Source organism: Amphibacillus jilinensis Y1 (genome assembly GCF_000306965.1).
In the GTDB taxonomy this organism is placed as follows: domain Bacteria; phylum Bacillota; class Bacilli; order Bacillales; family Amphibacillaceae; genus Amphibacillus_C; species Amphibacillus_C jilinensis.
This window is the reverse complement of the sequence record NZ_JH976434.1, coordinates 147,690-161,947: the sequence shown is the minus strand read 5'-3', so window position 1 is coordinate 161,947 and position 14,258 is coordinate 147,690. Positions and strand designations below refer to the sequence as shown.

The 14,258-nt window shown below is 36.9% G+C and carries 14 protein-coding genes; 12 read left to right on the top strand and 2 right to left on the bottom strand.

What is annotated here, in order from left to right:
• Positions 1-24: 24 nt before the first annotated feature.
• Both citG and B494_RS0101205 read right to left on the bottom strand, forming a co-directional pair.
• Entirely contained in the window at positions 25-900 is an 876-nt protein-coding gene (gene citG, locus B494_RS0101210) for a triphosphoribosyl-dephospho-CoA synthase CitG (protein WP_017470532.1), read from the bottom strand.
• Positions 887-1,606 carry a GntR family transcriptional regulator gene (locus tag B494_RS0101205; protein WP_017470531.1) on the bottom strand — a complete coding sequence of 240 codons (720 nt, stop codon included), beginning with the start codon at positions 1,604-1,606 and terminating at the stop codon, positions 887-889. Before B494_RS0101205 ends, citG begins: the two co-directional genes overlap by 14 nt.
• Before the next feature lie 316 nt (positions 1,607-1,922).
• Here B494_RS0101205 and citC point away from each other — a divergent pair, with 316 nt between their 5' ends.
• The 12 genes from citC to B494_RS0101145 all read left to right on the top strand — a co-directional run bounded on the left by citC (position 1,923) and on the right by B494_RS0101145 (position 14,154).
• Positions 1,923-2,951 (top strand): [citrate (pro-3S)-lyase] ligase, encoded by a 1,029-nt coding sequence (gene citC, locus B494_RS0101200; protein WP_017470530.1) that lies wholly within the window; start codon positions 1,923-1,925, stop codon positions 2,949-2,951.
• On the top strand, positions 2,938-3,234 hold the full coding sequence (gene citD / locus B494_RS0101195; RefSeq protein ID WP_017470529.1) for a citrate lyase acyl carrier protein: 297 nt from the start codon (positions 2,938-2,940) through the stop codon (positions 3,232-3,234). Before citC ends, citD begins: the two co-directional genes overlap by 14 nt.
• Positions 3,234-4,100 carry a citrate (pro-3S)-lyase subunit beta gene (gene citE / locus B494_RS0101190; protein ID WP_017470528.1) on the top strand — a complete coding sequence of 289 codons (867 nt, stop codon included), beginning with the start codon at positions 3,234-3,236 and terminating at the stop codon, positions 4,098-4,100. The genes citD and citE overlap by 1 nt, the downstream gene beginning before the upstream one ends.
• A gap of 20 nt (positions 4,101-4,120) precedes the next feature.
• Positions 4,121-5,653 carry a citrate lyase subunit alpha gene (citF, locus tag B494_RS0101185; protein WP_017470527.1) on the top strand — a complete coding sequence of 511 codons (1,533 nt, stop codon included), beginning with the start codon at positions 4,121-4,123 and terminating at the stop codon, positions 5,651-5,653.
• Positions 5,654-5,677: 24 nt separating this feature from the next.
• Entirely contained in the window at positions 5,678-6,202 is a 525-nt protein-coding gene (gene citX, locus B494_RS0101180) for a citrate lyase holo-[acyl-carrier protein] synthase (protein WP_017470526.1), read from the top strand.
• Positions 6,203-6,245: 43 nt separating this feature from the next.
• Positions 6,246-7,547, top strand: a complete 1,302-nt coding sequence (locus B494_RS0101175; RefSeq protein WP_017470525.1) for a CitMHS family transporter — start codon at positions 6,246-6,248, stop codon at positions 7,545-7,547.
• 37 nt (positions 7,548-7,584) lie between these two features.
• Positions 7,585-8,991: an oxaloacetate decarboxylase subunit alpha gene (locus tag B494_RS0101170; RefSeq protein WP_017470524.1), complete on the top strand. Its 1,407-nt coding sequence runs from the start codon at positions 7,585-7,587 to the stop codon at positions 8,989-8,991.
• A 15-nt stretch (positions 8,992-9,006) separates the two neighbouring features.
• Positions 9,007-9,276 carry a hypothetical protein gene (locus B494_RS0101165; RefSeq protein WP_017470523.1) on the top strand — a complete coding sequence of 90 codons (270 nt, stop codon included), beginning with the start codon at positions 9,007-9,009 and terminating at the stop codon, positions 9,274-9,276.
• 12 nt (positions 9,277-9,288) lie between these two features.
• Complete coding sequence (locus tag B494_RS0101160) at positions 9,289-9,633, top strand: biotin/lipoyl-containing protein (RefSeq protein ID WP_017470522.1); 345 nt, start codon at positions 9,289-9,291, stop codon at positions 9,631-9,633.
• An 18-nt stretch (positions 9,634-9,651) separates the two neighbouring features.
• On the top strand, positions 9,652-10,782 hold the full coding sequence (locus B494_RS0101155; protein ID WP_017470521.1) for a sodium ion-translocating decarboxylase subunit beta: 1,131 nt from the start codon (positions 9,652-9,654) through the stop codon (positions 10,780-10,782).
• A 334-nt stretch (positions 10,783-11,116) separates the two neighbouring features.
• Positions 11,117-11,524 (top strand): DUF3888 domain-containing protein, encoded by a 408-nt coding sequence (locus B494_RS0101150; protein WP_017470520.1) that lies wholly within the window; start codon positions 11,117-11,119, stop codon positions 11,522-11,524.
• Between the two features lie 335 nt (positions 11,525-11,859).
• On the top strand, positions 11,860-14,154 hold the full coding sequence (locus B494_RS0101145) for a glycoside hydrolase family 95 protein (protein ID WP_017470519.1): 2,295 nt from the start codon (positions 11,860-11,862) through the stop codon (positions 14,152-14,154).
• Positions 14,155-14,258 lie beyond the last annotated feature (104 nt).

Here is a 14,258-nt window from a genome sequence, read left to right as displayed (position 1 = left end):
CATCGCTTATCTTAAGGTGTTGGGCTAATGGATTAGATTTTCTAATAAGGCAAAATAGATGGTAACACATAATAGATCAGCAGAACCACCAGGGCTCAGGTTTTTCTGAATGAAATCATGATTAAGACTTTCTAATCCTTTATATAATAGCTGTTTGTTATTGCAATGATTCAATAAGTGATCAGCTTGTGTTTGTACATATTTTAATGTATCTAAATTACCTCGATTGACAATGTTACTGTCTTCTGCGTGCTTCATAATGGTAAGCAATGTACAGAGCAATTGCGTGTTGACATCTTGCGATTGTGACTCCCTTAAATATGGGAGTGCGTGATTAGCAACAGTCGGAAACCCTTTGGCTACTTCACCACGTATACCTAATATGCCATAGTCTTTATAAAGTTTTTCTCCATTAGTTAGCTGTGCGGTTGATGGCAAATTTTCTAGGTCATTTGTAATTAAATTTTCAGTTAAGCAACTTACTTCAGCAAGAATATCAGAGGTGTTATCACGCCTGTATTCATGTAAGTTGATTTTTTTTTGTTTCAATACTTTAGCCGTAGCGGCAACAATTGTTGCAAAAGAGAAAATCACACCTTTATGTGTGTTAATACCGTTTGTAGCAAGGAACATTTTATCTTCACAATTCATACCTAATCCTCTTAAACTTTGAAAGTGTTCATCACTGGATCCTTCGAAATGATAACCATTATAAGCAAATTGAAATAAACCTTCATACAAGCTTGTTGAACTTGATAAAAAGGTGAAGAAATCCATATCTGAATGGGCGCCTGGACTATTGGGATTAACTAACCCAGGTTTTGGTTGTATACTGACTTCATATAAAATGGCTTGCTGTGCCGTTTTAGCTAGCTGATGAAAAAGACTATGACTTAACATGTGGTTGTTTTAATCCTTTCATTTGATTTTCTAATGCGATGATAATATGCTTTTCACTAAAATCGAGATGTTTATGTATAAGCTCAATCAAATTTTCTTTTTGTCCTTTTTCCATCAAAATAATCATTTTTCTATGTTCAAAAAGTGCCCGTTTACATCGTTCCGGATCTTGAAGGGATATAATGCGAAATCGTTTTAGGTATTCTCTTAATTCAGAGATTATTGCTTTCAAGCGCGGCATTTCACTTTTCGAGTATACTTTTTCATTAAAAACTCTAAACATTTGAATGGTCTCATCAATCTTATCGTTTAACCAAAGCTTTTCGGTATCATCTAGTATTTTATAAAATTCTTGATAATCGCTTGCTGTCATATGTTTCATCGCTTCAATGGCGGCAAGAGAATCTAAATTTTTCCGTAATTTATAGATTTCTATAACGTCATCTTTAGAAATTTTTTTAACGATGACCCCTCGCTTAGGAATATATTCGACAAGCTTATCTTCAATGAGATGTTTGGTAGCTTCTCTAACAGGTGTTCTACTGATGTTCAGCCTTCTTGATAGTTCCTTTTCATTCAACCTTTCTCCGACTGGGATAATACCATCAATAATTGATTTTTTAAAACCTTGATAAACACTTTCATTAAGCGATCGAGGATTTGAAAGATCAACTTGTTTAATGATGTCATCAATGTAATCGTCCATATGTAATCTCCTTTTTTTTTCGTTATGATGATAGATGATATAGAGAGGAAAAACTTAACTAAATAATAGCATATTTAGAGAAAATGAATGAGTGAATTATATAAAAAACATCTATAAAACATTAAAAACATATAAAAAACACAAAGTGCACTGTAAAAACACCAAGAACACCTAAAAGCCACTATTTTGTATTGTCTTGGAAAACTGCTGTGATAAAATAGCATCGACTCATGGAAAGCGTATTCATTTAACTGATGTTGTAACGAAAAAGTAGATGTATACCTTTAATGAATTGTATTGAGGAAAGGAGGCATGTATGGAGCAATTAGCAGTGGTTCGATTAAATTTAGCACGTAAAGAAGTTTATGAAGTTTGGAAAGCGTTTCTGGTTAACCATGGTATGCAATCGGATGAAATAGTGACAGATACCTTGGGGATCTATGACGGAGAAAAACTAGTTGCGACAGGTTCATATCATAAGAACATTATTAAATGTGTTGCAGTTGATAAAGGATACCGTGGGCAATGCTTACTAAACAAAATTGTAAACGAAATTATTGCTGAATTAAGTCAAAAAAATATTTATCACTATTTTGTTTATACAAAGCCAGATGTAATAGGGAAATTTATTGATTTTGGTTTTAAAAAAGTAGTTTGCACCGATCATTTGTGTTTATTAGAAAGAGGTGTTTATGGGATTGAATATTATAAACATAAGTTAAAGATGCGTTATCAAGAAGGCCATGTAATTGGAAGTATTGTTATGAATGCTAATCCATTTACGAAGGGTCACTTACATTTGGTGAAGTATGCAGCATCTTTATGTGATTTTGTTCACATTTTTGTAGTTGAGGAAGAAGAATCTGTGTTCCCGTTTTCCATCCGATATGAATTAGTGAAACAGGGCATCGCTTCGTTTAATAATGTCAAATTACATAGCACTGGAAATTATATCGTTTCGAATACAACATTTCCTTCTTATTTTATAAATAAAAAAGCAGATATTACGACAGAGCATGCACGGTTAGATGCTAGTATCTTCGAACATTACATCGCATCGGCTCTTGGGATAAAATATCGTTTTGTAGGGGAAGAACCTTTTTCACCTACAACTAAAATTTATAATCGTGTTTTAAAGGAAGTACTTTATCCCACTGTTCAATTGGTAGAAATCCCAAGATTAACAGCAAGAAACGATGACATTATTAGTGCGACAAAAGTTAGAGCGCTTATTGAGGCTAATGATTTAGAGTCATTAGAAAATTATGTACCACGTACGACATTAAAGTACTTAGAAGCTTACAAAAAACAAAAAATGGAAGTGAATCAATTTGGAAATAATTAATCAGTCTACATCAGGTACTTTGGAATCAAGTGATATTCAAATTATTTTAGGACCTAATAAACAGGGGATTGATATTGATATTCGTAGCAGTGTGCAGAAGCAGTTTGGAGAACACATTGATATGTTAATCAGAAAAATTTTAAGCGATAAAATGATAGAAAATGCTAAGGTTTTGGCTGTCGACAATGGTGCTCTAGATTGCACAATTCAAGCTAGAATGGAAACGGCTATTTACCGAAGTATCGGAGAAAATCAGCGTGTTGATTGGGGAGTGGTCGAGTGATGACGAATCTAAGAAGAACAATGATGTTCGTTCCAGGTAACCATCCAGCGATGATTAGAGATGCTAGCATTTATGCGTCAGACTCAATTATGTTTGATTTGGAAGATGCTGTCTCACCTTTTGAGAAAGACTCAGCTAGATTGTTAGTTTATCATGCACTTAAAAATGTTGATTATGGCGAAAAAGAATTAATTGTTCGTATAAATTCGCTTAATTCTGGGTTTGGATTTGATGATATCGAAGCGATGATTGCTGCACAGGTAGACGTCATTCGCTTACCTAAAACAGAGACAGCCCAAGATGTTAAAGATGTGGAGGAAGTCATTGAGTCTTATGAAAGAAAATTAGGTAGAGAAGTAGGCTCTACTAAAATGATGGCAGCTATTGAATGTGCCAAAGGTACGTTAAATGCGCTAGAAATTGCAAAATCTAGTAAGCGGTTAATTGGAATTGCTTTAGGCGCAGAAGACTATGTGACCAATATGAAAACAAGGCGTTATCCTGATGGCAATGAATTACTCTTTGCTAGGAGTATGATTATTCACGCGGCAAGGTCTGTTGGCATTATGGCATTTGATACGATTTATACTGACTTAGATAACGTAGAGGGTTTTAAAGCGGAAGTGGAATTAATTCATCAACTTGGCTTTGATGGTAAATCCATTATTAATCCGCGTCAAATTAAAATAGTTAATGAGATTTATCGCCCAACAAAAAAAGAAATTAGTCACGCACTTGATGTCATTAAGGCTATTGAAGAAGCAAACGAAAAGAAATCAGGGGTAATTGCTTTAAATGGAAAAATGATTGATAAACCGATTGTTGAACGAGCGAAATATGTACTTTCGCTAGCCAATCATTCATAAAACGAGGAGGTCAATATAAGTTGATAAATAGAGTGAAACGAGAAATACCTGAAGAAGTGAGAGGCAACAACAAAGTTTTTACTGGTGTCCATACTGACTGTAAAGTGGTGCAGCGTACTGCACCTAAAGTAAGACCCATCAAGCTTGATGAGGAGAAGTGGGTAGCTTCAATTGAAGAAGTCATCGATAAGCTTAATTTATCTGATGGTATGACGATTTCTTTCCACCATCATTTTAGAGAGGGCGATTATATTATCAATCTTGTTATGGAGGCCATTGCAAAGAAAGGAATAAAAAATTTAACCATTGCACCAAGCTCCTTAACGAACGTACATGCGCCATTAGTGCATCATATAAAAACAGGCGTCATTACAAATATGACCACGAGTGGTTTGCGTGGAGAATTGGGAGAGGCCATTTCTAATGGAATCATGAAAGAACCTGTTCGCTTGCGGTCACACGGCGGAAGAGCACGTGCAATTGAGTCCGGAGATATAAAGATCGATGTAGCTTTCTTAGGTGTACCGAGTACCGATCTTTATGGGAATGCGAATGGTGTAAAAGGTAAAACGATTTGTGGTTCATTAGGATATGCTCAGATGGACGCTAAATATGCAGATCAAGTTGTTTTATTAACCGATACGATTCTTCCATATCCGAATACACCGATAAGCATCGCCCAAACCGATGTCGATTACATTGTTGAATTGGACAAAATCGGGGATTCTGACGGAATTGGGATAGGTGCTACTCGCTTTACGACGAACCCAAAAGAACTTCAGATAGCAGAGTTAGTTAAAGAAGTGATTACGAAATCGGTCTATTTCAAAAATGGTTTTTCATTTCAAACAGGTACCGGCGGAGCTGCACTAGCTGTAACGAGATTTCTAGCAGAAGAAATGAAGAGTAATAATATTAAAGCAAGTTTTGCTTTAGGCGGTATTACCAAACCGATGTTGACCATGTTAGAAGAGAATTTAGTTGACACCATATTAGATGTGCAAGATTTTGACAAAGAAGCTGCGATAAGTCTAGGGAAACAAGAGAGACAAATTGAAATCAGTGCTTCCTATTATGCTGATCCACATAATAAAGGAGCTGCTGTTAATCAATTAGATGTTGTTATTTTATCTGCATTGGAAGTTGACAAAGACTTTAATGTCAATGTAATGACAGGTTCCGATGGCGTTTTACGTGGTGCAATAGGCGGACACTGTGATGCAGCCAATGCGAAAATGACAATCATTTCTGCTCCCTTAGTCCGAGGTAGAATCCCAACGATTGTTGATCGTGTCAATACGGTAATCACGCCAGGAGAAAGTGTTGATGTGATTGTAACCGAAATAGGAATAGCGATTAACCCGAAACGTAGGGATCTTATAGCAAGTTTAAGTGATCAAGGCATTCCAATTTATACAATTGATGCGTTGCAAGAGAAAGCTTATGGAATTACAGGAAAGCCTAAGCCAATTGAATATGAAGATAAAGTGGTAGCTCTTGTTGAATATCGAGATGGAACACTTATTGATAAAGTATTACAGGTCAAGCAATAGCCAAGTTGTGCTGGAGGTTTGTTAATGTTTTCGAACGAGGGGAGTCAATCCTTAAAGGTTATATTGGCACGTCGTGAGGCACGGAGCATATTAATCAATCATCTTGTTGACCAATATAGTGCTCCAGTAATATCAATTAAATTAAACATCCCTGGAACAATTAAAAGTAACCCATTGTTAATTGAATTATTTGATACGACTATAGCTACTTTAACAACGATGTTAAAAACAAACGTTAATATCATTGATGAATACTATCAACGCGATTTGAGTACAGGTCCAGAATATCATGGTGTGATTTGTTCACTATCACCAAAAGAAATAAAAAAAAGAACCATTCACTTTGAAGATACAACACGTTTTGGACGGTTATTTGATGTTGATGTGATTGATCCGATGACATATCGTTCTATTTCTCGGACAGAACTAGGGTATGCGTTGCGGAAATGTTATATATGTGACCAACCAGCCAAAGTTTGTGCAAGAGCACAATCACATCCGATGAAAGCCCTTTATAAACAGATAGAAAAATTAATAAAGGAGATGTAAAGAAATATTAGCTTGCTATAAAAACATCTAAAGGAGATACAGTATGACATATATAACAGCTATTGGTTTCTTATTAATATTAGGAATTGTTTATTTATTGATATCTGGTAAAACAAATCCGATCGTCGCTTTTTCCTGTTTACCTATCGTTGCAGCCATTTCAGCAGGCTTTAAATTGGCTGAAATCGGAGGTTTTGTAACAGATGGTATTGCCTCAATGGTGGCAACTGCATCTTTATTTGCTTTTTCAATTGCATTCTTTGGCCTTATGAATGATGTTGGTGCATTTGATATCATTATTCGTCCGCTTTTTCGTGTGATGGGCAATAGTGTTTTAGGTGTTATGTTAGTTACCGTAACGATTGCGATAATAGGGCATCTTGATGGTGCTGGTGCTTCTACGGCACTTGTTACTATTCCACCCATGTTACCAATATACAAAAAAATGAATATTAGACCTACAACATTAGTTTTACTTGTTGCCAGTTCCGTTGGTGCGATGAACGTCATGCCATGGGGGGGGCCAACCATACGTGCAGGTACTGTCATTAATGAGAGTGTAAATGTGATATGGTCAGGTATTATCTCAATGCAATTTGTAGCAGTGGCGTTATCATATACCCTTGCCTTTATTATGTCATATATTGAAAAAAAACGTGGAGCAGGTATGTCCGACGAAGAATTCGAATCAATTAAGTCAAATTCCAGTGATCGAGACGCAACGATACAAGTAAGTAAAGGGATATTAATCTTTGACGTTTGTCTTGTACTAGCAACAATTGCTTTATTAGTAATAGATCTTTTACCTGTCCAACTGATGTTTATGATTGCTTTTTCAATAGCACTAATTGTCAATGTGAAAGACTCAAAAACGCAGTCTAAATTACTTAAAAACTACGGTGCATCAGCTATGCCGATGATTATGATTTTATTTGCTGTAGGGGTTTTCCTTGGCGTTATCCAAGGTACGGGCATGATTGAATCAATGGCTAATTCTATCATTTTAGCTTTACCTGATGCAGTAGGACCGTATATTCATATTGTTGTATCGATTTTTTCTGTACCGCTTATCCTTTTTTTAGGTACTGACAGTTTTTATTTTGGTATGATGCCTATTATTATTGAGGTTGCCGATAATTATGGCGTTGCTGCTATAGATGTTGCGCGGGTTCTACTCACCACTGAAAATATCGGTTTAATGATTTCCCCTGCTATTGCAGTAACCTATTTAGCTTGTGGATTGGCGGAAGTGAGCATTCAAGATCATATCAAAAAGAATTTCATCTGGTTATGGGGGATGAGTTTAATCTTATTGGTAGTCATGCTTGTGATAGGAATAGTGTAACGCTAGACATTAGAGAAAATAGATAAGGGAGCTACTTATGCGACAAATAAAAATAACAGAAACCGTATTGCGAGATGGTCATCAGAGTTTAATGGCGACTCGACTAACAACTGCTGAGATGTTGCCTATTATAGAAACCATGGATAGTGTTGGTTATCACGCGTTAGAATGTTGGGGCGGTGCAACATTTGATGCGGCCATCCGCTTTTTAAATGAAGATCCTTGGCAACGATTAAAAGAAATTAAAAAACGTGCTAAACATACTAAACTTCAGATGCTTCTACGCGGGCAAAACTTATTAGGTTATCGCCATTATGCCGATGATATTGTGGAGAAGTTTATTGAACGATCGATTAATAATGGCATTGATATTGTACGTGTTTTTGATGCACTAAATGATATAAGGAATATGGAAACAGCCTTAAATGCTGTGAAAAAATATCAAGCACATGCTCAAGCAACCCTTTGTTACACCATCAGTCACGTTCACAATATAGACTATTTCACAAGGTTAGCTGTAGATCTGGAGCATATGGGGGCCGATTCTCTTTGTATTAAAGATATGGCGGGTATCTTAACACCCCAAGTAGCAGGTGAATTGGTTGCATCATTGAAAAGCAGTGTCGATGTACCTATTGAAGTTCATACTCATGCCACAAGTGGTATAGCGCAGATGACCTATCTCGCTGCAATAAAGGCTGGAGCAGATATAATCGATACCGCCATTGCTCCCTTTTCGGAAGGGGTAAGCCAGCCTGCTACAGAAGCAATGGCCATTGTATTAGATGAAACAGAGACGTTTTGTACGAAATTAAATATGGGCCATTTAGAAGAAGTGTCCGATTATTTCGAAAAGATTAAGGAAACGTATCTAGAAAATGGGGTGTTAGACGCTAAAATGCTAGCAACAACACCCAAAACATTACTTTATCAGGTTCCAGGTGGCATGCTGTCAAACCTTTATGCACAGCTGAAGGATGCAGGCGCAGAAGGTAAATATAAAGAAGTATTAGAAGAAGTACCTAGAGTCCGTGAAGAACTCGGATTGCCGCCACTAGTCACACCTATGAGTCAAATGGTAGGAACGCAAGCTGTTTTTAATGTGATCACTGGAGAGCGTTATAAAATGGTGCCAAATGAAATAAAGGAATATGTTCGAGGTGCTTATGGAAAATCTACTGTTCCTATATCTGATGAAATTAGAAAAAAAATAATAGGAGACAAACAAGTTATTCATGTACGGCCGGCAGATTTGATAGAACCAGAATTTAATAACATGAAGTTAGAGCTTGGCCAATTAGCTCAAAGTGAAGAAGATGTTTTAACTTATGCAATGTTTCCGAAAGTAGGAAAGGCATTTTTGGAAAATAAAGCGACATCGGATGACATTCGGTCCGAAAATGATGAGAAAAACGCAACGATAAAAATAAATGCCGTGTGGTAGTAAGGGGCTGTTTAAATGAATGATTTCACCTTGTTAGAAGGTTTGCAAATTACTATTACAAGCTTGTTAATTGTGATAACTGTACTGATTCTTATTCAATCGGTCTTAAACCTATTTAGATTAGTTTTTAGAGAAAAGAGAAGCCAATTAGACGATTCAGGTCAATCGTCTAAAGCTAATGATGAAGAAGAACAAATGGTTGCTTGTCTTGCATCATTGATTATGATCAATCAAAATCAACAAAACAAGAACTATAAAATTCATTCTGTACAACGGATAAATTAGGGGGATTCTAAATTGAAAACTTACGAGATTACAGTCAATGGACAGTCATATCAAGTTAAAGTAGAAGAAAATAATGGATTATCAGTAGATAATAATCAACAGAGTAGTGAAACACCTCCGCCATCGACTAGTCAGACAGAATTGAGTGGTGAAAAGATCCATGCTCCAATGCCAGGTGTTGTATTTGATTTAAAAGTTGCAAAAGGTGACCACGTTAAAAAGGGAGAGGTTTTATGCATACTAGAAGCAATGAAAATGGAGAATGAAATCGTAGCCCAAATGGATGGTATTATTGAGAGCGTGCACGTGACAAAAGATCAAACAGTTGAAGCAGGAGATATACTATTTACACTTTAAGAGAAGGAGATTAACATAATGGGGAGTATATTGTTAGACCTGCTTGCTAACTCGGGCTTTGCAGGATTAACCTATAAGCATATAATTATGATTGTTATTGCATGTATTTTCTTATATTTGGCTATTAATAAAGGCTATGAACCTTATTTACTCATTCCAATTGCGTTTGGTATGCTTCTAGTCAACTTACCTTTTACAAATTTAATGATGGCGGCGAATGGGAGAGACACGGGAGGATTATTATACTATTTATATCAAGGAACGGATTTAGGTATTTATCCTCCTCTAATATTTCTATGTTTGGGTGCGGGTACAGACTTTGGTCCAGTAATTGCTAATCCAAAAACACTGATATTAGGTGGGGCTGCACAGATTGGTATCTTTGGTGCGTTTTTTGGCGCTTTACTTCTTAATATGTCGGGAAGCGAAGCGGCATCAATCGGTATAATTGGTGGGGCTGATGGTCCAACAGCAATTTTTCTATCAAGTCAACTTGCTCCACATTTGCTGTCTACAATTGCTTTAGCAGCGTACTCATATATGGCGTTGGTTCCAGTTATACAGCCACCTATTATCCGGTTATTAACGACAGAAAAGGAACGGAAAATCAAGATGGAACAGTTGCGTCCTGTTTCTAAAAAAGAAAAAATAATTTTTCCTATAGTAACGACGATGTTAGTACTCTTAATTCTTCCTTCATCGGCACCTCTTGTAGGTATGCTAATGCTAGGAAATTTAATTAAAGAGAGTGGAAGGGTTCCGAAATTAACAGAAACTTTGCAAGGGTCTTTAATGTATATTATTACGATCTTGTTAGGGGTCACGGTTGGAGCGAAAGCTGAGGCTGATCTTTTTCTAAGCATTGAAACATTAAAAATTGTCGCTTTAGGCTTAGTTGCGTTCGCAACTGGAACAGCAGGAGGTGTGTTGTTCGGTAAACTTATGTGCAAATTAACAAAAGGAAAAATCAATCCAATGATAGGTGCTGCAGGGGTTTCTGCTGTACCTATGGCGGCGCGAGTTGTGCAAAAAGAAGGAGCAAGAGCAAATCCTTCAAACTTTCTACTTATGCATGCAATGGGTCCTAATGTAGCAGGGGTAATCGGCTCAGCAGTAGCAGCCGGAATATTTTTTCAATTTTTCCTTTAGAAGTATAGAAGGAGTGAGTAATGTTTTCTTGCTAAATATAGATCACGTTTTATCACAGGTGACAGGACATAAAGCGACCGTCACAACATAGAGCGTAGTAATCAACTATTTAGGATCGAGTTAACGAATACTAACACGAAACGACCAACCAGTGGGAGGAGAACGCCTGCCACTGGTTGGCGTTTCGTGTTATTCACGTATTATCCCAACTTTTTAGTTCATACTATTTAGTAATAAGTTATAATTATACTATTAACGGCTACAAAATAATTTTATATAATAAGTAGTAATTAAGTAAAAGTGGTAACTTATTACAATTGGAGGGGATATACAAATGAAACGTGTTATGGTCATCGTGTTAGTACTACTTTTCTTGAGTGTTCAAGCCTATCTAAATGAAGTAACCTCTAAGACGTTAGACGTAGATGCTATTCCATTAGAAGAGATTCTTTATGAGCCCATTGTTCAAGCAACCACATCACATTATGGAGAAGAAGTCGTTGTGAACTTACCTAAATCATCAATTAATGATTATCGTGTGACTTCATTATCTGAGATGTTAGTCGACCGTGAAAAAATACTTGTATCATTTAACATAAGCCCCATTGATGAGCACTCTGGTGAGACGCTAGGGAGAGACGTGATTACCTTTGCTATTGACCCCGCAAAAATGGATGATCACCTCTTACATGGTCGAGAAAAGATGTATCGTTTAATAAGCTATAATCACGAAGCACTTTAAGCTCAATCGATAGCCATGTTATTTTTGCCTGTTCCATTATACATTAATGGAACAGGTTATTTTATTTATCTGTAACCACTCGCCTTAAAATAGAGTATCGCGGTTACTTATTATAGACAATGATTATTTAGTAGTAGAAGAACGAAAACGCTCATTAATTGTAGCTGTATTATATAAGATCACTGAAAAGGTATACGAAGATACGCATCTAAATTAAATCTCTAAGTATGGTCTATATTTTATCGGGTAGGCAGATGCGAATATATTTTTTATTATATAATTATGAACAAAAACATGTAAGCGCTTCACGGAAAATGGGAAGAAAGGGTGAAACAATGACTTCTAACTCTGAAAAGGTCATGTGGTACAAGCAACCTGCTAAAGCGTGGAATGAAGCATTACCTATAGGTAATGGCAATTTAGGAGGGATGATCTTTGGCGAGGTTAATCAGGAAAGAATTCAATTAAATCAAGACTCAGTGTGGTACGGTGGACCAAGAGATCGACATAATCCGGATGCTTTTAAGTATTTACCAGAAATTCGACGTTTACTTAAAGAAGGTAAAGTTCCAGAAGCTGAAGATTTAGCAAAACTTAGCTTGTCAGGTGTCCCTGAATCTCAACGGCACTATCAGACGTTAGGCGATTTATTTATTGATTTTGATCAGACGACTTATGAAAACTATCAAAGACAGTTAGATTTAAATACGGGACGGGTAGAAGTTAATTTTCGTTGTGATGAGATTGATTACCATAGAGAGTGTTTTTGTAGTTACCCTGATCAAACAATGGTAGTGAGGCTGACTGCCTCTCGAAATAAAGCAATAACTTTTACTTGCACATTGGATCGAGGTGGGACAAGGTATTTAGATCGGCTTGCAGCGAGAAGTGACGATCAACTTGTGATGGCGGGAAAAACGGGTGGAAAAGAAGGGATTCGTTTTCACAGTGAGTTAAAAGTGATTCAAGAGGGAGGAAGTATTAAAGCGATTGGTAATCGCCTCTGTGTTAAGGGGGCTGATGTTGTTACACTTCTTCTAACGGCAACTACTTCCTTTTACTATAAAGATCCAGAGCAACAGTGTCGCTATATTATTAATCAAGTGGCCAAAAAACCTTACCATATTTTGAAAAATAATCATATCAAAGATTATCGTTCTTTATTTGATCGTGTTACAGTTAAGCTTGGAAATAACGGGATGAGAAGGCAATTACCTGTTGATCAAAGATTAATTCGTATAAAAGCTGGGGAAGAAGATTTGGCTTTGTTTGAATTGTATTTTAATTATGGTCGTTACTTAATGATTTCATCGAGTCGTCCAGGGACCTTACCAGCTAATTTACAAGGGATTTGGAATGATCAAATGACTCCAGCGTGGGATAGTAAGTTTACCATTAACATTAATACAGAAATGAATTACTGGCCAGCAGAACTATGTGATTTGCCAGAATGCCACCTTCCTTTATTCGATCATATTAAACGCTTACGTCAAAACGGAAAGATAACCGCAGAAAAAATGTATGGTTGTAGAGGGTTTGTTGCTCATCATAATACAGATATTTGGGCTGATACGGCTCCACAAGATATACATCTACCCGCAAGCTATTGGCCAATGGGGGCGGCTTGGTTATGTCTCCATCTATGGGAGCATTATCAGTTTAATCAAGATCACTCTTTTTTAGCAGAAGTATACGATACGTTAAAAGAAGCCGCACAGTTTTTCGTCGATTTTCTTGTAGAAAATCAAACCGGTGCATTAGTCACGACACCATCTGTTTCGCCAGAAAATATGTACATTTTACCTGATGGTATAAAAGGCCACCTCTGTGAGGGTCCAGCAATGGACAGTCAGATTATTTATGCTTTGTTTAGTGCCTGTATCGAGGCAAGTGAACATTTGGATTGTGATCTAACATTTAGAAATAGTTTACAGGGATTACGAGCTAAATTACCACCGATTAAACTTGGGAAGTATGGTCAAATTCAAGAATGGTTAGAAGATTACGAGGAAGCTGACCCAGGACATCGACACATCTCACAGCTGTTTGCGCTTTATCCTGGTCAACAAATTTCAACGGAGTTAACACCAGAATGGGCAAAGGCGGCCAAAACGACTTTAATGAGACGCTTAAAACATGGCGGAGGTCATACAGGATGGAGTCGTGCTTGGATGATAAATATGTGGGCGCGCTTAGCTGAAGGAGAAAAAGCCTATCAAAATATTATTGAGTTATTGAAATCTTCTACCTTACCCAATTTATTTGATAACCACCCACCTTTTCAAATTGATGGGAATTTTGGTGGTATTGCGGGCATTGTTGAAATGTTAGTGCAAAGCCATCAAGGGCTGATTAAAATCCTCCCAGCACTACCAAAAGCATGGTCGCATGGCTATGTGAAAGGATTACGGGCAAGAGGTGGCTATCAAATAGAAATGGAATGGGATAATCATAAGTTGTCATGGCTAAAATTGAAGCCTTCTGTCGATGGTGTTTGTCATTTGGGACTTCCAATTGGCACAAATCCATATATAGAAAATCAACCCGATCGGATTAAGGTAATATCAGATAACTGCTACGAAATTGCAGTTGAGAAAGAGAAAGTTTACCATTTTGTGGTCTTTGAATAGTAACGAGCTGGTTTGGATCACGATTTTTTTATCACGGAAAACCTTCCGTAAACCACTTATCTCAAGATAGAGCATAGCGCAAATGGTGATAACGGGCACACATT

Bases quoted from the DNA above. Each gene is read 5' to 3' on its own strand.
- citG (WP_017470532.1), bottom strand. From the start codon at position 900: ATGTTAAGTCATAGTCTTTTTCATCAGCTAGCTAAAACGGCACAGCAA.
- B494_RS0101205 (WP_017470531.1), bottom strand. From the start codon at position 1,606: ATGGACGATTACATTGATGACATCATTAAACAAGTTGATCTTTCAAAT.
- citC (WP_017470530.1), top strand. From the start codon at position 1,923: ATGGAGCAATTAGCAGTGGTTCGATTAAATTTAGCACGTAAAGAAGTT.
- citE (WP_017470528.1), top strand. From the start codon at position 3,234: ATGACGAATCTAAGAAGAACAATGATGTTCGTTCCAGGTAACCATCCA.
- citX (WP_017470526.1), top strand. From the start codon at position 5,678: ATGTTTTCGAACGAGGGGAGTCAATCCTTAAAGGTTATATTGGCACGT.
- B494_RS0101175 (WP_017470525.1), top strand. From the start codon at position 6,246: ATGACATATATAACAGCTATTGGTTTCTTATTAATATTAGGAATTGTT.
- B494_RS0101170 (WP_017470524.1), top strand. From the start codon at position 7,585: ATGCGACAAATAAAAATAACAGAAACCGTATTGCGAGATGGTCATCAG.
- B494_RS0101165 (WP_017470523.1), top strand. From the start codon at position 9,007: ATGAATGATTTCACCTTGTTAGAAGGTTTGCAAATTACTATTACAAGC.
- B494_RS0101155 (WP_017470521.1), top strand. From the start codon at position 9,652: ATGGGGAGTATATTGTTAGACCTGCTTGCTAACTCGGGCTTTGCAGGA.
- B494_RS0101150 (WP_017470520.1), top strand. From the start codon at position 11,117: ATGAAACGTGTTATGGTCATCGTGTTAGTACTACTTTTCTTGAGTGTT.
- B494_RS0101145 (WP_017470519.1), top strand. From the start codon at position 11,860: ATGACTTCTAACTCTGAAAAGGTCATGTGGTACAAGCAACCTGCTAAA.